Source organism: uncultured Mailhella sp. (genome assembly GCF_944324575.1).
In the GTDB taxonomy this organism is placed as follows: Bacteria; Desulfobacterota; Desulfovibrionia; order Desulfovibrionales; family Desulfovibrionaceae; genus Mailhella.
Genome location: NZ_CALUWV010000044.1, coordinates 1 through 19,860 on the forward strand (window position 1 = coordinate 1; position 19,860 = coordinate 19,860).

At 56.2% G+C, this 19,860-nt stretch carries 19 protein-coding genes and 1 riboswitch; of the genes, 13 read left to right on the plus strand and 6 right to left on the minus strand.

Features of this window, described 5'->3' with window-relative positions:
• The first annotated feature begins 621 nt into the window (after positions 1-621).
• The 6 genes from Q0J81_RS06785 to Q0J81_RS06810 all read left to right on the plus strand — a co-directional run bounded on the left by Q0J81_RS06785 (position 622) and on the right by Q0J81_RS06810 (position 6,586).
• Positions 622-1,815: a branched-chain amino acid ABC transporter substrate-binding protein gene (locus tag Q0J81_RS06785; RefSeq protein WP_294446757.1), complete on the plus strand. Its 1,194-nt coding sequence runs from the start codon at positions 622-624 to the stop codon at positions 1,813-1,815.
• 73 nt (positions 1,816-1,888) lie between these two features.
• Complete coding sequence (locus tag Q0J81_RS06790; RefSeq protein ID WP_294446758.1) at positions 1,889-2,812, plus strand: branched-chain amino acid ABC transporter permease; 924 nt, start codon at positions 1,889-1,891, stop codon at positions 2,810-2,812.
• Between the two features lie 2 nt (positions 2,813-2,814).
• Positions 2,815-3,963: a branched-chain amino acid ABC transporter permease gene (locus Q0J81_RS06795; RefSeq protein WP_294446760.1), complete on the plus strand. Its 1,149-nt coding sequence runs from the start codon at positions 2,815-2,817 to the stop codon at positions 3,961-3,963.
• Positions 3,960-4,736 (plus strand): ABC transporter ATP-binding protein, encoded by a 777-nt coding sequence (locus Q0J81_RS06800; RefSeq protein ID WP_294446761.1) that lies wholly within the window; start codon positions 3,960-3,962, stop codon positions 4,734-4,736. Before Q0J81_RS06795 ends, Q0J81_RS06800 begins: the two co-directional genes overlap by 4 nt.
• Positions 4,737-5,456 carry an ABC transporter ATP-binding protein gene (locus Q0J81_RS06805; RefSeq protein ID WP_294446762.1) on the plus strand — a complete coding sequence of 240 codons (720 nt, stop codon included), beginning with the start codon at positions 4,737-4,739 and terminating at the stop codon, positions 5,454-5,456. It abuts the gene before it with no gap.
• A 5-nt stretch (positions 5,457-5,461) separates the two neighbouring features.
• Positions 5,462-6,586, plus strand: coding sequence for a M20/M25/M40 family metallo-hydrolase (locus Q0J81_RS06810; RefSeq protein WP_294446764.1), 1,125 nt, complete (start codon positions 5,462-5,464; stop codon positions 6,584-6,586).
• A 201-nt stretch (positions 6,587-6,787) separates the two neighbouring features.
• Here Q0J81_RS06810 and Q0J81_RS06815 read toward each other — a convergent pair whose 3' ends face one another.
• The gene (locus tag Q0J81_RS06815) at positions 6,788-7,351 is read right to left on the minus strand and encodes a methylated-DNA--[protein]-cysteine S-methyltransferase (RefSeq protein WP_294446765.1); all 564 of its coding nucleotides are present in this window, start codon (positions 7,349-7,351) and stop codon (positions 6,788-6,790) included.
• A gap of 498 nt (positions 7,352-7,849) precedes the next feature.
• On the opposite strand from Q0J81_RS06815, the gene Q0J81_RS06820 reads away from it, so the two are divergent.
• Positions 7,850-8,839 carry a diaminopimelate dehydrogenase gene (locus Q0J81_RS06820; protein ID WP_294446767.1) on the plus strand — a complete coding sequence of 330 codons (990 nt, stop codon included), beginning with the start codon at positions 7,850-7,852 and terminating at the stop codon, positions 8,837-8,839.
• A 331-nt stretch (positions 8,840-9,170) separates the two neighbouring features.
• On the opposite strand, the gene Q0J81_RS06825 is transcribed toward Q0J81_RS06820, so the two are convergent.
• The 4 genes from Q0J81_RS06825 to Q0J81_RS06840 form a co-directional block, all read right to left on the minus strand.
• A complete protein-coding gene (locus Q0J81_RS06825) occupies positions 9,171-10,013 on the minus strand; it encodes an amidohydrolase family protein (RefSeq protein ID WP_294446770.1) in 843 nt (280 codons plus the stop codon).
• 127 nt (positions 10,014-10,140) lie between these two features.
• The gene (locus Q0J81_RS06830) at positions 10,141-11,526 is read right to left on the minus strand and encodes an SLC13 family permease (protein WP_294446771.1); all 1,386 of its coding nucleotides are present in this window, start codon (positions 11,524-11,526) and stop codon (positions 10,141-10,143) included.
• A 15-nt stretch (positions 11,527-11,541) separates the two neighbouring features.
• The gene (locus Q0J81_RS06835) at positions 11,542-12,372 is read right to left on the minus strand and encodes an amidohydrolase family protein (RefSeq protein ID WP_294446772.1); all 831 of its coding nucleotides are present in this window, start codon (positions 12,370-12,372) and stop codon (positions 11,542-11,544) included.
• 26 nt (positions 12,373-12,398) lie between these two features.
• On the minus strand, positions 12,399-13,859 hold the full coding sequence (locus Q0J81_RS06840) for an SLC13 family permease (RefSeq protein WP_294446773.1): 1,461 nt from the start codon (positions 13,857-13,859) through the stop codon (positions 12,399-12,401).
• 152 nt (positions 13,860-14,011) lie between these two features.
• Here Q0J81_RS06840 and Q0J81_RS06845 point away from each other — a divergent pair, with 152 nt between their 5' ends.
• The 3 genes from Q0J81_RS06845 (at position 14,012) to Q0J81_RS06855 (ending at position 16,013) form a co-directional block, all read left to right on the plus strand.
• A complete protein-coding gene (locus Q0J81_RS06845) occupies positions 14,012-14,224 on the plus strand; it encodes a LysR family transcriptional regulator (protein WP_294446774.1) in 213 nt (70 codons plus the stop codon).
• Between the two features lie 56 nt (positions 14,225-14,280).
• Positions 14,281-14,949 (plus strand): substrate-binding domain-containing protein, encoded by a 669-nt coding sequence (locus Q0J81_RS06850; protein WP_294446775.1) that lies wholly within the window; start codon positions 14,281-14,283, stop codon positions 14,947-14,949.
• 74 nt (positions 14,950-15,023) lie between these two features.
• Entirely contained in the window at positions 15,024-16,013 is a 990-nt protein-coding gene (locus Q0J81_RS06855; RefSeq protein WP_294446776.1) for a glycosyltransferase family 2 protein, read from the plus strand.
• A 192-nt stretch (positions 16,014-16,205) separates the two neighbouring features.
• On the opposite strand, the gene ribB is transcribed toward Q0J81_RS06855, so the two are convergent.
• Positions 16,206-16,859 carry a 3,4-dihydroxy-2-butanone-4-phosphate synthase gene (ribB, locus tag Q0J81_RS06860; protein ID WP_294446777.1) on the minus strand — a complete coding sequence of 218 codons (654 nt, stop codon included), beginning with the start codon at positions 16,857-16,859 and terminating at the stop codon, positions 16,206-16,208.
• An 89-nt stretch (positions 16,860-16,948) separates the two neighbouring features.
• A riboswitch (FMN riboswitch) is annotated at positions 16,949-17,093 on the minus strand.
• A 223-nt stretch (positions 17,094-17,316) separates the two neighbouring features.
• Between ribB and tyrS the strand changes: the two genes are divergently transcribed.
• The 3 genes from tyrS to Q0J81_RS06875 all read left to right on the plus strand — a co-directional run.
• Positions 17,317-18,513 carry a tyrosine--tRNA ligase gene (gene tyrS / locus Q0J81_RS06865; RefSeq protein ID WP_294446778.1) on the plus strand — a complete coding sequence of 399 codons (1,197 nt, stop codon included), beginning with the start codon at positions 17,317-17,319 and terminating at the stop codon, positions 18,511-18,513.
• 3 nt (positions 18,514-18,516) lie between these two features.
• Positions 18,517-18,876, plus strand: a complete 360-nt coding sequence (locus tag Q0J81_RS06870) for a hypothetical protein (protein WP_294446779.1) — start codon at positions 18,517-18,519, stop codon at positions 18,874-18,876.
• A gap of 599 nt (positions 18,877-19,475) precedes the next feature.
• Positions 19,476-19,860: DnaJ domain-containing protein (locus Q0J81_RS06875; protein WP_294446780.1), on the plus strand; the 385-nt coding region annotated here is incomplete at its 3' end.

The window sequence follows — 19,860 nt, forward strand, 5'->3', positions numbered from 1 at the left end:
TGTGCACACACGTTCTTTTCGGCCATTTGTCTCGCTGCCATTGTCATCTTTTATATTTAATGAGTCCTGAACCTAGGTGTTTGTTAGAAGTTTCAGCCTTGTCATTCGTCGTATTTTGCTCGGCACTGTGCCGATACGCTGCGGCTTGACGAACAGCGCAGGGAACCATGGTATGTCATAGAGTAGAAAGTCCATGGGCATTTGAATCAGAATGATGTGGAAGAGAGACGCTCTGCAGAGTGATACATTTTTGAAAGACAAACAGGTTCTATTGATCTTGCAGACCGCAGGTTGTCGCCGGCGGCGATTGTTTTATTTAACATATTTTAATTATTTATAATTTTTATAATACCCCGAGGAGTCCGACTTTTCCTGCATGACGTCTGCGGGAGCGCCCGGCCCGATCAGGCCGCGTCATTCGGTATTTTTCAAACAATCTGCCTCTTAACCAATATGTCAGATAAGCAGTGTTTCTTAAATTCATAAATGTGTCGACATTAGGGGAATTTTTACATGAAAAAATATAAAATATAATAAAAACAAAAAGTTATAATAAATGGCACGGTTCTTGCTTGAGAAGAAGGTGTTTCAATCACTTCTAACAGGAAAGGACATTGCCATATGAACGGTCTCTCGTTTTTCAAGCACTCTCTGCTTTGTCTTTGTACCGGTCTGCTGGTCGTGACCGGAGGAGAATTTTCTTCGGCCTACGCCAAGGAGACGGTCAAGGTAGGCTTTGTAGGTCCTCTTACCGGCGGCCTCAGTTCTCTCGGCATGGGAGGAAGAAACTCGGCTGATCTCGCCGTGCAGGAAAGAAACGCGGATCCCAACAGCAAGTATCACTATGAACTTGTGGTGCTGGATGACGAAGGCAAACCCAACGTGGGCGTACAGGTTGTGACAAAGTTGGCCTCGGACCGCAAGGTCGCCGGCGTTGTGGCGCATTACGTTTCTGCCGTGGCGCTGAGCACTGTGGACATTTTCCATCGTTTCGGCATGCCGGCCATCATCTGGGGAGCCGTGCATCCCGACATTACCTACGGAAACAACTATAAGGAAATCTTCCGTATTCCCGGAACGATGATCAACCAGAACGAAGTAGCCGCCAAGTTCATGACCGGTCTCGGCTACAAGAAGTTCGCCATCATCCACGATACGACCGACTACGGCAAGGGACACGCTTCCTACTTCAGCAAGTTCGTGAAGGAAAACGGCGGGGAAATCGTGGGCGAGTTCGGTGTGACTTCCAATCAGCAGGACTTCACTGCAGAGCTGACCAAGATCAAGGCTCTTGATCCTCAGGTTCTGTATTTCGCCAGCCTGGTTCCCACGGGTGTGCGCGTCCGTGCTCAGATGGTCAAACTCGGCATGACCGACATTCAGTTCCAGGGGGTTTCCGGCATCAAGTCCGACGCCTTCATTCACGGTGTGGGCGATGAGGCCGCGGAAGGCTGCATGAGCTTCATTGAAGGTTCTCCTCTGGAAAAGCTTCCCGGTGGTGCGGCGTTCACGGCCAGCTACAAGAAGCACGGCTACGAACAGGATGCCGAAGCCTACGGTCCCTTTGCCTATGCCGCCATGGTGCAGCTGCTTGATGCCATTGAGGCCGAAGGGCCCAATCATAAGAAGATCATCAGCTACCTGCAGAACATCAAGTCTGCCGATACTCTGGTCGGCAAGGTGACGTATGACGATCACGGCCAGAACATCGAACCTGCCGTGAGCAAGTACATCGTTCAGGACGGACAGTGGATCTTCTGGGAAGACAGCAAGTACTGTTCTGGAGAACGTGCCTTGAAAAAGCTCAACAAATAGTTTCAAGGGCCGGCCTGATGGCGGATGCCTCCGGCCGGCCTGATGCAATGCTTCATTAAAAGGATATGGTTTTATGGATGGCGTTCTGCTGGCGCAGTTCATCATGAACGGACTCATGCTCGGCATGATGTACGCTCTGGTGGCTGTCGGCTTTACACTGTTTTTCGGCGTATTGGACATTATTGTTTTTTCTCATGGCGATACGGTCATGGTCGGTGCGTTTGCCGGTCTGGGAACGTACGTCTGGCTGCAGTCCGTGTATCCTGACATAGATACCGTATGGGTTTGTCTGTGGGTGGTTCTGGCCAGTCTGCTTGCCGTATGCCTTCTGGGCGTGGTTCTTGCCCGCGGGCTTATCATGCGTCTTCGTTCCTCGCCGCCCCTGAATACGCTGCTTGCCACCATGATGCTGGGCACCGTACTGCGCGAAGCCATACGTCTGTTTTACCCTGACGGCTCCAATCCTCAGCCGTTTCCCAAACTTCTGCCCGATACATCCTGGGTGCTGGGCGGCGTGACCGTACGACTCGACAGTGTGCTTCTGTTTGTCGGCGGACTGCTGCTCATCGGTGGTATTCATCTGCTCATCAACAAGACGAAGCTCGGCATGGCTGTTCGTGCCGTAGCGCAGGATTCCGAGGCCGCTCAGCTCATGGGCGTGAATTTCTCCTTTATTGTGCTGCTTACCTTTGCGCTCGGTTCTGGAGTGGCCGCGTTTGCCGGACTCATGAACGGCATCTATTACAATGAAATCAACTTCAGCATGGGCGTGCTTCTTGGAGCCATCGGCTTCAGTGCGGCAGTCATCGGAGGTCTCGGCAATATCTACGGCGCCATCATCGGCGGTTTTGTGTTCGCCTTTCTCCAGACCATAGGTGCTGTGGCACTGCCGTTCTCCAGCGCCTATAAGGACGTGTTCGCGTTTGCCGTCGTCATTGTGCTCATGGCAATACGCCCCACCGGTTTTCTGGCGGAACGTTCAAGTCAGAGGGTATGAATATGGATCGCTCAAGAGAAATCTTCGTCTGCCTGCTTTCCGCCATGGCACTGCTGGTGTTTTCCGTGGTGTTTCTGCTGGCGGAAGATGAAACCGTCATCGGCTCCTACATGGTAGGGGGCGCCGTTCTTCTGTGGATCATGGTGCGCATGGGCGTGTATGAAAAGGTTATCACCGCCGTGTCTCATCACGAACGGCTGTGGGCCAGTCTGGTCTTCATTGCCGCGCTTATTCTGCTGTTTTTCTTCCGTGACAATCATTATTGTCTCTTCCTCGTAGGAACCATTTTCTGCTACACCATTGCCGTTCTCGGTCTGAACGTTCAGCTGGGCTATACGGGCGTCATCAACTTCAGTGCCGCATCCTTTTTTGGTGTGGGCGGCTACACTGCGGGCATGCTGCTCAATCAGGGGCTGGTGCCGCCTTTTGCCGCGTTCATTCTCGGTGGCGTCATGGCCGGTCTTGTGGGATGCGTGCTTCTGCTTCCTGTGCTGAGGACGTCCGGTCACTATTCCGCGCTGGTGACCATGGCCTTTGCGCTTCTTTTCAATGTGTTTCTGGAAGTCAACGAAAGCTTCGGCGGCCCGCAGGGTATTGCCGTTCCTTCGTTTTCCCTGTTCGGGGTGGATTTCGGCAGCGATGTGGAATGGGGCTCGATCACCGGTTCGTTCTATCTGCGCTATGATCTTTTCATTCTGGTGTTCCTGGCGATTGTGTTCATCATGGTCCGCCGTGTGGAGCGGTCCTGGATGGGGCTTGCCATGGATGCCGTGCGTCTTGATGAAACGGCATCGGCCTGTTTCGGCATCAACATCGTACGCTGGAAGGTGACGGCCTTTACCATGGGCAACGTGCTCATGGGCATGGCCGGGGCCCTCTATGCCATGATGCTTGCCTACATCAGCCCGGCAAACTTCACGTTTTCCGATTCGCTCCTGTTTCTTTCCATTCTTCTGCTCGGCGGCATGGGCAACTGCTGGGGCGTCCTTCTGGCGACGTCCATCATGGTTGTTCTGCCTGAGAAGCTTCAGTTCATTCAGGAATACCGCTACCTCTTGTATTCCCTGCTTGTTCTGCTCATGATCGTGTACCGGCCCATGGGTCTTCTGCCCCGCAGAACACGCGTTGTTACTTCGGAGGATGTGGCATGAGTCTGCTTTCGTGTACCGGTCTTACCATGCGTTTCGGCGGTCTTGCTGCCCTCAACAAGCTTGACGTGCATGTGGAGGAAGGCGATGTGATAGGTCTCGTCGGCCCGAACGGTTCCGGCAAGACTACGTTTTTCAACGTTCTCACGGGTATTTATACGCCCAGCGAGGGCCGCATTGTTTTTGACGGGCAGGATATTACCGCCAAGACTCCTCAGGAAATCTGCCGGGCGGGCATAGCTCGTACGTTCCAGCGTTCGCGGCTGTGCCTTGAGCTCACGGTGTTCGACAATGTCATGATGGGCAACAGCAAGAACCTCAATCTGGGGTTCTGGCACAACGTCATCCGCAGGAAGGCGTTCTTTCAGGAATGCCGGGACGATGAGGCGCGCATACGCCTGATGCTGAAGGCCCTGAACCCCACGCTTGCCGACAAGATCAGAAAGCCCGTGGGAGAGCTGAGCATGATCGACCGTCGCCGTGTGGAAATTTGCCGCGCTCTTACGGGGCGTCCCAGACTGCTGCTCCTGGACGAACCCTCGGCAGGCATGACGCAGGATGAAACCAGGCAGCTTATGGATGAACTTGTAGCCATGGAATTTGAAGGCAACAGGCCGTCCATCATCCTCATTGAGCACGAGATGAGCGTCATCAAGAGAATTTCCACCCGTTGCATCGTGCTGAACTTCGGCCGCAAGCTCTGCGAGGGAAGCTATGATGAGGTAACGTCCAACCCTGTGGTGCAGCAGGCCTATCTGGGAACGGAGGTAGTGTAGATGGCTGTTGCTTTTTCCCCTCTCAGAATAGAAAATCTTTATGTGGCCTACGGAAAGGCCGACGTCATCTGCGGCGTGAACATGGAAATCTGTGCAGGTCGCATAACCGGACTTCTGGGTTCCAACGGTGCGGGCAAGACCACGCTTCTGCGGGCAGTGCTCGGACTTACGCCGCCGAGAAAGGGCAGCGTGGTGTTCAACGGCATGGAGATTTCCGGGCTGCCGCCTCACAAAATAGCGGCACGCGGCATCAGCTGCATTCCCGAAGGCCGGCGCATCTTTTCCAAAATGACCGTGGAGGAAAACCTTCTCATGGGGGCCTACATGGAAAAGGACAGGGACAAGATTCGTCAGCGTCTGGAGCGGGTGTACCGCATTTTCCCCCGTCTTCTCGAACGTCGTGAGCAGTTTGCGGGCACCATGTCCGGCGGCGAGCAGGCCATGGTGTCCATCGGGCGCGGTCTCATGAATGAACCCAAGCTGCTTGTTATCGATGAACCTTCCCTGGGTTTGTCTCCCGCGCTGGTCAATGACAACTTTCGCGTCATTCGGCAGATTTGCGAAGACGGCATAGCCGTATTTCTGGTGGAGCAGAACGTAAGGCAGACGCTGGCCATAGCCCATTACGGCTATGTGCTCGCCCAGGGCCGCGTGGTAGCCGAGGGAACGGCGGAAGAGCTGAAACAGAGTGAAGAAGTGAAGAAGGCATATTTCGGATGAGCGGCATGAATGATTTCAGCGGAACGGGCCTGGCCCGGTGGATGGTTGGCTGCGACACCGTAACGAGCGGCAGCAATGAGTCCGCGCTGCTTGAGCAGGTGGCGGAATGGCTGAAGCAGGCGGGGTTCACCGTCTGCCTCGACAGATACGACGACGGCGATCCCGGCAAGTGCAGCCTGTCTGCGCACCTTCATCCCGAGTGCAGCGGCGGCGCCCTTTGTCTGGCCGGTCATGTGGATACGGTGCCTCTTGGAACCAAACCGTGGAAGCATGATCCCTTTTCCGGGGAGATCATCGACGGCTGCCTGTACGGCCGCGGTTCCTGTGACATGAAAAGCGGTGCCGCCGTCATGCTGGCTGCGGCGCTTGCCATGGCTCCACGTATCCATGACCGGGATCTGGTTCTCCATCTTTACGGCGGAGAGGAACGGGGCTGTCTCGGCTCGTTCCACATGCCGGAAGAGGAGTTTCGGAACATTGCGGCCGTTGTTGTAGGAGAACCTACCGGGGCGCGTCCTCTTGCAGGACACAAGGGAGCCCTGTGGCTGCGCCTGTCCACGTCCGGCCGTACGTCTCATGCCTCCATGCCCGAGGAAGGCGACAGCGCGCTTGCAAAACTGCTTCCGGCCGCGACGCGTCTTCTTGATTTCGAGGCCGTGGGAACGCATCCCTTCATGGGTCATGGCACGTCGGTGCTGTCCACGCTGCATTCGGGACTCAACAGCAATTCCGTTCCTGATTCGGCCGTGCTGACCATGGATATCCGGTCGGTGCCCGGCATGGACCATGAGAAGATGCGCGAACAGATACGGGAAATCTGCGGAGACGGCATAGCCATGGAAACCACGCTGGATATTCCGCCGGTGTGGACCGACCCGGAACATCCGTGGCTGAAGAGCGTGTATGCTCTGTATGAAAAGCTTTCCGGCAAGCCTGCGCAGGTGGCTACCGTGCAGTTCTTTACCGATGCCGCAGCGCTTCGGACCAGACTGCCCGAAGTGCCCGTGGTGATCTTCGGCCCCGGCGACAGTTCCATGGCCCATCAGGTGGACGAGGCCTGCCCGGTTTCTCAGATAGAGTTCATGGAAAGCGTGTGTCGGGAACTTATAACAGACTGGTATTCTCTCTGATGACGGAGGCTTTCTCACGCTTGTGAGAGAAGAAAAGGCCGTTCTGATGCAAAAGCATCGGGCGGTCTTTTTTTTGCCTGTTGTTGCATCATCCGGAAAATTTTTCCGGCTGCGGTGCCGACTGCGTTTTTTCGATCTGGCCTTTGCGCTTTGCTCCGTTATACCTGCGTTTTCTGCCAGGGGCTTTTGTCTTTGCAGAAATTATGAGAGGGAGCCTGCCGAAGAAGATTGCCGGGAACCGGCTGGAACATGAAAAGCTTTCGTGTTCACGCCTTCCAGCTTCAGAAGGCGGATTTTTTTGTCGAGGCCTCCGGCATACCCTGTGAGACTGCCGTTTGTTCCCACAACCCGGTGACAGGGAATGATGATGGAAATGGGATTGTGTCCTACGGCTCCGCCTACGGCCTGAGCGGACATGCTTTTTTTATGGAAGGCGCTGGCGGCAAGCGCGGCGAGCGCCTTGTATGTGACGGTTTCGCCGTAGGGAATGCGGCAGAGTTCCTGCCAGATGAACTGCCGGAACGCACTTCCCGCAGGGGCGAGAGGCAGTTCGGAAGGTGATGGACGCTCGCCGGAAAAATACCGATCAAGCCAGAGACTGGCCTGAGCAAGAACGGGCAGCTCGTTGCAGGGGACGGGGGGAGTAGTCGTGAGCGATCGTGGAAAGTACTTTTGTCCCTCAATCCAGAGACCGACAATCTGGCTGCCGTCGCTGGCAAGAGTAAGCTGTCCGAGCGGCGAGGGGAGTCGGGAGGCGTAGAACATGGTTTTTTCCTGTAAGGACGAGATGAGGCGATTGTGCCTCAGGCATGGGAAAAAAGCCAGCTTGACGTTCGTCGTTTGCATAAAACAAAAAAGTATTAAAGGCGCTTGCCGTGAAATTTTATGGCTGAGAGTGTGAAGAAAAATAAAATCAGTATATTATTTACAGTGATATAATATTTTTTTATGTTTGTTTTTAATTAAAAATAAATCAGAAAAAATGCTTTTTATAAATTATGTTATAAAGGTATTATTTGTTTTTAAAAAAGGTAATATTGCATGGATATCATGAATGTTATCAGTGAATAAATAGAGTAAATAAGGTGTTATGAAGAAGAAAAAATGAATGTTTATGATTATTTTTACAAAAATGTAATATCAATAACAAAAAAATATCAGTACAGTACAAACCTTTTCAAAAATGTCATTTTTCTTGACTTTCCGGGCCAATTTTTTATCTTTCAGAAAAATCAACGACATCTTCATTTCGGAGTCTTTTTTATGTCCAAGATCAGAATCGGCATTGTGGGCTACGGCAACCTCGGCCGTGGCGTTGAACTGGCCGTGGCTGCCAATCCCGACCAGGAACTGGCGGCAGTGTTCACTCGTCGTGATCCTTCCACGCTCAAGATTCTTACCGAAGGCGTGCCGGTGTGCCGTCTCGCCGATGTGGCCGACTGGAAGGGCCGCATAGACGTCATGATTCTCTGCGGCGGCAGTGCGACCGATCTGCCCGAGCAGACTCCGGCTCTCGCCGCCATGTTCAACGTGGTGGACAGCTTTGACACCCATGCTCATATTCCCGCACATTTTGCCGCCGTCGATGAGGCCGCCCGCAAGGCCGGAACCATAGGCATCATTTCCGTCGGCTGGGACCCCGGAATGTTCTCCCTGAACCGCCTGTACGCCAACTGCATTCTGCCCGACGGGCATGACTATACCTTCTGGGGCCGCGGCGTGAGCCAGGGCCACTCCGACGCCATTCGCCGCATCAAGGGCGTGCTTGATGCCCGTCAGTACACCGTTCCCGTTCCTGCGGCCATGGATGCTGTGCGCAGCGGCAGCAACCCCGAGCTTACCACCCGTCAGAAGCATACCCGCGAATGCTACGTGGTGGCTGCCGAAGGTGCGGACAAGGCCGCCATTGAGCATGAAATCAAGACCATGCCCAACTATTTCGACGAATACGACACCACGGTAACCTTCATCACGCAGGAAGAGCTTGACCGCGATCACAAGGGTATTCCTCATGGCGGTTTCGTCATCCGTACCGGCTGCACCGGTCAGAACGGAGAAACCAAGCACGTCATCGAATATTCCCTGAAGCTCGGGTCCAATCCCGAGTTTACTTCCAGCGTGCTGGCCGCCTATGCCCGTGCCGCCTGGAAGCTGTCTCAGAAGGGTGAAACCGGCGCAAGAACGGTATTCGACATTGCTCCCGCGCTGCTGTCCCCCCGTGACGGCGCGGATCTGCGCGCACATCTTCTGTAAGCTGACGCTGCTCTGACTTCAGACGCCCGGCGTTCCCGCTCATCGAGGGAATGCCGGGCGTTCTGACGTCTGAGTGCTGCCGGATGGAAAAAAGCACTTCGTACGGGCGACGCCCCGGCGTTTTGCGGCCCGTGTTTCTGAGGCGGCGGCCCTTCTTCCGACGGGGGAGAGTTTTCGGAAGGAGTACCGGGCTGACGAGAGCTGTACGGGCCGGGAGAGCGAATGCTTTCCACCGCGGCCGGTCATACTTTCCATGGGGGGCTCTGGAAAAAGAAGCGCCGTCGGTTCAACAACCGACGGCGCTTCATCGTATCTCAGGACAGACGTTCGATCAGTTCAGGCCGAAGAAGGTTTCGGCGTTTTTATGCATGATGTTTTCCACCACTTCGGGGCGAAGCTTTTCAAGATACATGGCCACGGAGCTTTCCACGTCCACGCAGGGGTAGGCGGAGCCGTAGAGAATCTTGTCGCGCAGCATGTAGTTGGCCGCTTCGATGTAGGACTGGGCTCCTGCGGCATGAAGGGCGTAGATGTCGGGCGAGAGGTATACGTTGGGGTGGCGGAATGCCAGCCAGACGGCGGCTTCAACCCAGGGCCAGCAGGCATGGCAGAGCGCCATTTTCAGCTCAGGGAAGGCCTCTGCCACGTTTCCCGCATGGATGGGCTTGCAGAACTCATCCGTGGGGCCGTGGAATCCGCCGAAGGATATGAGCAGCGGAATGTGGTTCTTTTCGCAGAATTCGTAGGTGGGAAAGAGGCTCCTGTCGTCCATCATGACACCGTGATAGCCGGGTTCCATGAAGGCCGTGACGCAGGGACCGTCGAGCACGTATTTCTGCAGCGTGTCCAGAGTCTCCCGGCTGCTGTCGGGATGGATGCCGCAGGCTCCGAGAAAACGGTCGGGATAGGTCTTGAGAAGATCCAGAAGGGCATCGTTCTCATAGCCGTTCGCATTCCTGCGGATGGAGACGACGCCGGTCATCTCGCCTGCACGGTCCATTTCCTCAAACAGCTTTTCCATGGAGGCCTCGCGCATGGAGTCGGAAAGCTTCATGCCGAAGTTCTTGTAGAAGTTCTTGAGAGCAAAGGGATTGTCCAGCTCCATGTCGAACATGTTGCCTTTGCCTGTATAGGGCTTGAACGGAGGACGCATACGGACATCAATGATTTTCATGAGAGACTCCTTGTGTTGGAGCGGGGAAATCCGTTTCGGTTAACGTGAGGGCGGGGCGCTCGTGCCGGAGAACAGGAGAAGGGGCGCCCGGGCCTGCAGGGGAAAAGACCGGGGCGCTCCGCAGGGGTCATATCAGGCCAGTCATGTACCAGAAGGGCAGCACCAGTACCCAGAACAGGATGAGGGTAATGACCATTTTGATGACGTTGTACTTCATGAAGTCCTTCATGGTCATGACGCCGAACCCGTAGAGCACCAGAAGATAGGCGTTTTCATAGGGGAAGAAGACCATGTCGTTGGCAAAGAACATGCACATGAAGGGAAGCAGGGGATAGGAGATGCCGAGCCCAGTGCCGAGCGCGGCCAGAGGGCCGGGGAACATTCCCTGCATGGCCGAAGGCGTCATGAGAATATTCATGATAATGCCGAAGATGATGCACAGGAACAGGAAGAGGGGAATGGGGCATCCGTGAAGCATGGGCGTGACGTAGGTGCTGATGGCGGGGCCTATGTTCACGGCCGCGCCCACGCCGCCTATGCTCATGCACGAGGCGATGAAGACGATGAACCCGAAGTTGACGTTGTCCAGTGATTTTTTTGTGGCCACGTCTATGCCGGGCAGGAAGAACAGCATGGGAATGATGATGAAGCCGTAATTGATGTCCAGCTTGTGCCATGGCTGGGCTATGATGTAGGCGAAAAGCAGAACGGTGAGGATTATGGCCTTCTTTTCCCTGCCGGTGAGCTTTCCGAGCTTTGCGTATTCCTCTTCGAAATACTGTGCGCCGCCCTTGAGCACCTTTGCGGGCCTGTAGAGCTTGTAGAAGATGAGCACGATGATGAACTGCATGACGATGAAGGGCAGGTTGTAGACGGTGAGCGTCCACCAGGTCATGTCGAAGTCCTTGACCACCATCTGCACGCCGCCGCCCCACAGTCCGACAGTGACGGGGCTGTAAATGAAGTTGAGGGCTGCCGTGGATACTATCTGGGCCACGATCATGATGAGTATGCCCTCATTGGTGTTCTCCAGCCTGAGAGCCTTGACCACGCCGTAGCAGAGCACGATGGTCACCATCCAGCCGTTGGTGAAGGACACGAGCATGACCACGAGTCCCGCCACCATGAGCGCCATGAGCAGCTTGAGCAGACTGCCGCGGCATTTGGTTCCTGCCCACAGGACGATGCGGTTCAGAAGTCCGCTTTCATCGAGCGCGTTGGCAAAGATCATGCCGCCCACGATCATGAACATCATGAAGTTGCCCGACCATATGCCGAGGGCGGTCTGCGTGGGCACGGTTCCGGTGATCACGTAGGCCACGGGCAAAAGCAGGCCGACCAGCATGTTGGGCAGCAGCTCGAACGCCGCAAGGAAGATGACGAAGATGGTGGAGACCAGAAATTCCCTCATGGGAACGGTAAAGGTCTCACCGGCGGGAATGCACTGTATGCCGAGGGGCAGCAGGATGGTGGCGAGCCACTTCATCCATGTAAAGACGGATGCGTTTGCCATGTGTGCTCTCCTGAATTACAGGCCCAGGAATCGGGCCGCGTTTTCGCCCATGACGAGCGGCTTTACCTCGTCGCGCAGCTGCTGGAGGTAGCCTTCCCTGGCGCCCTTGAGCGGCATGATGGGATAGGCGGAAGAGAAGATGACGCGCTCGCGCAGAAGGTAGTTGGCGGCCATGGCGTATTCGTCCATGCCCGGAGAGCGGAGCATGTAGAAGTCGGGAGCGAGGTACACGTTGCGGCGGTTCAGGGCTATCTGGCACACTTCCGAAACGTAGGGCCAGCCGCCGTGCATGAGAGCGATGTTCAGACGGGGAAAGGCCGCGGCCACGTCGTCGATGAGTTCGGGCGCGTAGTAGCGCAGGGAACGGGTCATAATGCCGCCGAAGGTGAACACCAGGGGAATGCGGTTCTCCTGGCAGTAGTCGTACAGAGGGAAGGCCCAGGCGGAGTTCACGAACCAGGGCGTCTTGTCCTGCCCGGGTTCCATGACGATGCCGGTGCATTTGCCGTTTACGACAAAGCGTTCCGTTTCGGCAATGGCGGCAGGAATGTCGTGGGCGTCTATGCCTGCAAGGCCGATGAGCCGGTCGGGATACTGCGCAATGAGCGCTTCCAGATCTTCGTTTCTGCCGTCCGTGGCCTTGCGGACGGGCACGACCAGCTTGTCGATGCCTGCCTCATCAGCCTCCTGAAGAAGCAGAGGCATGGAGTACTGACGGGCGGAGGCGGATACGGGAGCGTCCACGCGAAGCATGCTTTCGCTGTTCAGGTGATCCAGGCTTTCCGTGGTGAAAAAATTGTTCTTATAGGCGGCAAAGGGAGCGCGTACGCGAAAATCAATGACCATGAGATGTCCTCCTCGGAGGGAAGTTTTTAGAGTCCTATGATGGCCGAAACCAGAGGCAGACCGAGAACGAGCATGCAGAAAATGGCCGCCACGCAGCCGGATATTCCGGCCTTGAAGGCGCGGCGCACGCCGACCCATTCGCCGTTGGCAAAGGAAAGTGCACCCACGGTGGAGGCTGCGGGCGTGGCGTAGGCGGCGCCTGCGGCAAGAAGCATGAGAATGGAGAATCCGGCGGGATTGATGCCCGTGCTCTGTCCGAGGTTCCAGATGATGGGCACGGCGATGAGCACGATGGTGACGTTGTGGGTGAACTGCGTCATCACGTTGATGAAAATCATGAAGCCGATGAGGAAGAGGAGAATGCTGCCGTCGCTGACGAAGCTCTGGAGAATGTCGCTGAGCACGCGGCTGAGCCCCGCGCCGTCGCTGCTGAGCGCTGCGGAAACGGGCATGGATGCGGCGAGCATCCATATGACGTTCCAGTTGATGCCTGAGGAGCAGTCATGAAAGTCAAAGACCGGTTCGCCGTCCACGCGTATGAAGGAAAGCACGCCGAGTATGACCACCATGGCCACCACCATGTTGAACTTGCCGAAGAAGGCAGCGGCCGTGGAACCTGCAGGCAGCACGTTGGGCAGGAACATGACGATGAGGAAGATGACGAGGGCAGCGGCGGCGATGCCCTGCTTTCTGCCGACTCGGATCTGTGCGCTTATGGAATCAAGATATTCCGGGGTAAGGCTGGCGAGCCTGGAGATGTCGGGGCGGAAGACGAAGCGAACGATGAGGGTATAGAGCAGCAGCGTGGCGATGCTCACAGGCATGGCTATGGCAATGAGACTGAGATTGTCTATGACGGCCGTGTCGCCGGAGATGTCGGCAAGGGCGGTGATTCCCATGAGGTTCTGACCGGCCCAGGGCTTGCAGGCGAAGGAAAGCACACCCGCCATGTAGACGCCCGCCAGCAGATAGGCGGGATAGTTGTCGCCCTGCTTCATGTCGATGTCGCGGAACATGGAATAGAGTATGCCCGCAATGAGGAAGGCTGCGGGAACGCCGTCCACCAGAAAGCCGATGACGAGCGTGCCCGTGAGAACGGAGGCGGTGAACAGCCAGGGATGACCGGCAAAGATGCGACGGCTCAGGCACCATTTTGCCATGACGGTGTTGATGCCGCTCTTGTCGCAGTAGGTCGTAAAGGCAAGGACGAAAATAGTGAACAGTACTGCCGGGTTGCCGAATGCGCTGCTGATGATCCTGCCGGGATCGGCGTAGCCGGTGAAGCCGAGCGCGACGAGGCATATCATGCTTGGCCAGGCGAAGCCGATGAAGGTCCACCCGTAAAGCATGCCGAGAAAGACGCCGAGAATGTTCATGCCCATGGCGGTAATGCCTACGGGCGGAAGAAAACCGATGCCGAAGGTGAGAAGAAAGAAGATGACAATGTGCAGGATGTGCCTGAAGTCATCGTTGGAAGGCTGTTTCATGGCGTTTCTCCTGTGATGATATCGTGGAACGCAGAGGAACTCACACGCTCCTTTCATGATATCGGCATACAGGATGACGCCTCTTGTGTATAATTTCTTTTTTTTATAAGTTGGCTATAAATTTTTTTATAACCTATTCGTGCCGGAGTCTCATGCGTCTGGAACAGCTTCAATATTTCGTTCAGGTCGTGGAGTCGCACTCCTTCAACAAGGCGGCGCAGAAGCTGAACATCACGCAGCCTGCGCTGACCAATGCCATTCGCTCTCTGGAAGAGGAACTGGACGTACAGCTTCTTGTGCGCAGTCGCAGGGGGCCTGGGGGGTACGCATTTATGATGACTGCAAAAGTCTGCTTGCCGAACTGACGGCAAAGATAGCGTCGTGGAAAAGACCGGACGCCGGAGGCACGGAGCCCGTATTCGTGCCGGTGGTGGCCATACCTTCGGCCTGCAACTATTTGACCGAGCACGTATTTTCTTCCATGAAGCAGGCTCTTCCTCTGGTTGATGTGGTGCTTCATGAATCCGTGGTATACGAACTCAGCTCGTTTTTGCAGCAGGGCAGGGCGCATGTGGGGGTTACCGCCTTTTCGGAAGGGGAGGCGGACAAGCTCATGGCGCAGTACAGGGAAATGGGCTGTGTCAGCGGACCGCTCCTGGAAGACGAGTATTATGTCTTCATTTCAAGCCGTCATCCTCTGGCCTGCAAGGAGAGCCTGACCGTGCAGGACTGCTCCACGCTCAAGCTGGCCACCTATTCCAATCAGATGCTTAAAAGGAATCAGCTCTTTCAGAAAAAGATTTTTGAGGTCATCGGAATCACACAGTATGTCTATGTGAACAGCCGGGAGAACATCATGCAGATGGTGGCGCAGAACGATGCGGCGGGATGCTTTCTGCACAAGATGTCCGCCTACAGCTGGTATGTGACCAACGGGCTCATTCGAGCGCTTCCCGTCGAGGGAATGCACCTCATGCCTTCGTCGCATTATCTGATTCATCTGGAAAGCTCCGCGCTCAGTCCTGCGGAAAGACAGGTAGTGGATTTCATACGGCGGCATTACGGAGACGGCGACGGGGCTTTATCTTGACGGAATATGGACGGCAGGCCATAGTATGATTTTGAAGAAAAGTTTTTTCGGCGATCGGCCGAGAGGTGAGCATCATGGAGCACACGGAAGTCGGCGTCATCATTCTGACGTACAATGACTGGAAGAATACGCTGGAATGTCTTGCCTGCGTGCATGCCCAGAGCGGGCTGCCCCGTCGCATCGTGGTATGCGACAACGGCTCCGACAATGAGGTGGCCGACCGCATTCTGGAAGAGTGGAGCAAGCTTGCCGCAAGAAACGGACTGCCCGAACCCGTGGAGGTTTACGGCTCCGACACTTCCGCGGCACAGATGGTCCTGCTTCGCCGGGAGGAGCCGGAAAGCATAGGCGGTGCCATGAACGCGGGCATGCGTTTTCTTCTGTATGACAGAGACTGTCATGCCTTCTGGCTGCTGCGCAACGACGCAAGACCTGAATCCTTCGCATTGGCGGCGCTTTTGCGGCATCTGGACGATGACGACGCCGGAAAGCCCATAGGCATGGTAGGCTCTACGCAGCTCGTCAAGGATTCCGACGTGCTGGAATGTGCTGCGGGCGGTCGCTGGAGTCGCTGGACCGGGGATCAGATTCCTCTGGACAAGGGACTTGAACGACACGGCCTGTCCGACAGAAAGGAAATCGCGTCCCGGCTGGACTACGTTTCCGACGCTTCCTGTCTCATCACTCGGGCCATGGCCGAAGATATCGGCCTTTTTGACGAGCGCTTCGTGGGCTTTTACGAAGACGTGGAATACGGGCTTCGGGCTCGAAAGGCCGGCTATGCCCTGAACTGGGCTCCCGGGGCCATTGTGCGGCGCATGGACTGCTCTGCGGCGGGACTTACGCCTTTTTTGAGCGTGACCGACGATCCAGAGCTTGCGCCGCGTGACGACATGAACTTCATCCGGGCCCGTTTCTACCTTCTCAGACGTGCGCATCCTTTCGCACTGCCTTTCATGCTGTTTGCACTGCCGTTTTCGTGGCGGACCTTCCGTTCGCGCAAAGGCCGTTTTTTCATGGTCATGCGCGCGGCGCTGGACGGAGCCGCGGGACGCATGATGTAGGACGAGGCGAAGGGCGGAGCGGCGTCGACGTTTTTTCTCTCTGCCGTGCATGACGGTCGTGCTCAGTCTCTCTTTTTGTCGCTGAGGCTGGCAAGCAGCGGAGGAGCGGCGTCACGCACAGAAACTTTCATAAAAAAAGCCCCCGGTTGCCAAAGAGTCGGGGGCTTTGTCTGTCATGGGAGAAAAGAACGCCTATTTGCTGCCTTCCATTTCCATGCGGTACTGGGCCACGTCGTCCACGGTGGCAAGCGGCATGTTGTGGGCTCGGGCAAATTCCGCAACTTCAGGCAGTCTGGCCATGGTGCCGTTTTCCAGCGTGAGTTCGCACAGAACGCCGGCCGGGGCGAATCCGGCCATGCGGCACAGATCAACGGTCACTTCGGTGTGTCCGCGGCGTTCCAGAACGCCGTTGGGCCTGGCGCGCAGGGGGAACACGTGGCCGGGACGGTTCAGATCGGTGGGCTTGGCATCGGGAGCTATGGCAGCCTTGACGGTCGTGACGCGGTCGGCGGCGGAAACGCCGGTGGTCACGCCCTTTGCGGCCTCTATGGTCACGGTAAAGGCGGTATGATTCTTGTTGGTGTTGTTCTGCACCATGGGCGGCAGATCAAGAGCATTGGCCTTTTCGTCGGTCAGGCAGAGGCAGACGATGCCGCTGCACTCGCGGATGAGCAGGGCCATCTGCGCGGGCGTGAGCGTTTCGGCGGCGTAAATGAGATCGCCTTCGTTTTCGCGGTCTTCGTCATCGACGATGAGCACACCGTTGCCGCTTTTGAGGGAGGCAATGGCACGTTCGACACGTTCGCGGGGAGTTCCGAAGGATTCAAGGATGGAAGGCTGACGCATGACAAACTCCTTTTGGAGAATATCCGGCATCAGGGCGGCATAAGGCGCTGGGAGAGAGGAGAGGGGGTGCCTTCGCAGGAAGGCCTGGGATCCATTCTCTTTCGTCCGGACTGTTACCGTCGGCTCCGGATTTGCACCGGATCTGCGAATCTTCCCGTGAAGCTTCGCCCGCGGGCTTCCGGCCTTGGCCGGATCACCGCCGGTGGGGACTTTCACCCCGCCCTGAGAAATATGAGCTATTTTTAATCCGTTCTTTCATGGTGTCAAGAGGTAAAGGAGGTCGGAAGCTCATCTTTACGCAAAAAGCCGTCGGTACGGTTTCGGAGACTCGGGCACTGCCGTTGACAGAGCTGCCCAACCCTGAGAGAATGCCTGCCTGCCCGTATTTCCGGCACCTGTCCGGCAGGGCGGAAACCTTTATCATTCAGCGCCGCTACACGGCAGGAGCAATACAGAGATGACCATTGACGAACAGGTGAAGATCATACGTCGCGGCATTGTGGACCTTGTGAGCGAAGAGGATCTTCGCAAGAAGCTTTCCCGCGACAAGCCTTTGAACATCAAGGTCGGTTTCGATCCCACAGCGCCCGACCTGCATCTCGGACATACCGTGGTCATCCACAAGATGCGTCAGTTCCAGGAGCTGGGACATAACGTCACCTTCCTTATCGGCGACTTCACCGGCCGCATCGGCGATCCTTCCGGCAAGTCCAAGACCCGTCCCCCGCTGACCGAGGAAGACGTGAAGAGAAATGCCGAAACCTACAAGGAGCAGGTGTTCAAGATCCTCGATCCTGAAAAGACCGCCGTGAGGTTCAATTCCGAATGGGGCGACAGGCTCACGCCCGCCGATTTTCTGCGCCTCATGTCGAACTGCACCGTGGCTCGCATGATGGAACGCGACGACTTTGCCAAGCGCTACCGCGAAAATTCGCCCATCGCCATTCATGAGTTCATGTATCCGCTGCTTCAGGCATATGACTCCGTCATGCTGCATACCGACGTGGAAATGGGCGGCACCGACCAGATTTTCAACCTGCTCATGGGACGCACGCTTCAGGGCCACTACGGCCTGGAATCCCAGTGTGCTCTGACCATGCCTCTTCTTGTGGGACTTGACGGCGAGCGCAAGATGTCCAAGTCCTACGGCAACTACATAGGCGTCATGGAATCGCCCTCCGACCAGTTCGGCAAGGCCATGTCCATTTCCGACGAGCTCATGTGGAACTGGTACGAGCTCATTTCCGTGAAGTCCCTTGAAGAGATCGCCGACATGAAGGCCCGCGTGGAAGCCGGTTCCCTTCATCCCAAGCTGGTGAAGGAAGAGCTTGCCATGGAAATCGTGGCCCGCTACCACGGCGATGAGGCCGCCCGCGCCGCCCGCGAGGAGTTCAACAACGTGTTCAGAAAGGGTGGCATTCCTGAAGATGCCATCACCTGGAGCGTGAACTCCGCCGAGGACGACTGCTCTCCCGTAGCCATTCTTGCCGCCACCGGTCTTGTTCCCTCCCGCGGCGAGGCCAAGCGCAAGATTGCCGCCGGTTCTCTCAAGGTGAACGGCGAAAAGCTCACCGACGGACTCACCGCTCTGCCTGCCGGAGAATATACGCTCAAGTACGGCAAGAAGGGGTTTGTCGTGCTGACGGTGAAGTAGGCCATGATTGATCGCAAACCCGAACCTTTCGGCCGTTGCTCCGACGATCGCTGCCCCGGCCGCTGTCCGTACCGCGACCCGGAACTCATGACTCCGGAAGGCCGTGCTTCCCTGCTTGATGCCCGCCGTCCGGCCGAGGGAGAGCCCTGGCCAGCCAAGGTTGTGCATGTGGCGTGCCAGCCGGAAGAAACGCTGGTGGACGTGCCCAGGGTGAAAGCCAAGAACGTAGGCATCCTGCTGAAGACGCTGGGGCTCCGTCAGGGAACGGCCATCGTGGCCTGCGGGGACACGCTGCTCACCCCGGACACGCCGCTGTATCCGAATCAGCGCATTCTGGTCAGAAAAGTGATGAGCAGCGGCTAGGCCTGACCAGAAGACCGGGCGCAGGCTGCGCCGGGATGAGGACGGTTTTTCCCGTTCCTGCCGGGATCGGCTCGGGATGCTGACCTTCCTCTTCGATACGTCTTCGTGCTGTTATGCAACCATGGGCCCGTGCGTGCGATGTTTCGCCCGCGCGGGTCTTTTTCCTTTAATAAGGAGCGCTTTGCAGCGGAGGCGGCATCTGCCCTCGGAAAAGGTCTTTTGGAGAAAAGCGGAAGGATGCCTTTGCCTGCTTTCAGCGTGTCTCTGGAAAAAAGAAAAAAGTCTTTTTTTTCTTATAGTTGAGAACTATATTCGGAAATGTCGTGGCAGGGGAGACGGGCCATGGCGTCTTGAAGTTTTTTGTCTGTGGGGCAGGCGTCCCGCCGATATCGGCAGGTGGGGCACCGGTCGATTCCGGAGCGTCTTGGATGGTTGATTTTTCTTTTCCGGCATGGCCCTGGAGCTTTGATTTTTGCGCTCCTGCTCAAGAATTTTCCGCTTTCTTGCTGAAATAAGAAACAATTCCTCTTGACTGGCCGCAGCTTGTGCTTATCTGAATGTCGATGCAGAAAAATGATGCATCACAGGAGATTAATGATATGGGTGTGGCTTACAAGGATTACTATAAGTTGCTGGGCGTGGAGCGTTCGGCATCCAAGGACGAAATCTCCAAGGCTTACAAGAAGCTCGCCCGCAAGTATCATCCCGACCTGAATCCCGGCGACAAGAACGCCGAGGAGAAGTTCAAGGAAATCAACGAAGCCTACGAAGTCCTCAAGGACGACGAAAAGCGCCGCATGTACGATCAGCTCGGCTCCAACTGGAAGGACGGGCAGCAGTTCACCGGCGGCCCGGGCTTCGAGAATTTCCACTTCAATTTCAATGGAGCGCAGGGAGGCTTCAGCGGCATGAACAGCGACTTTTTTGAGGCGCTGTTCGGCCAGATGGGCCGAGGCGGCTTCGGTGGACAGAGCGGAGACGACC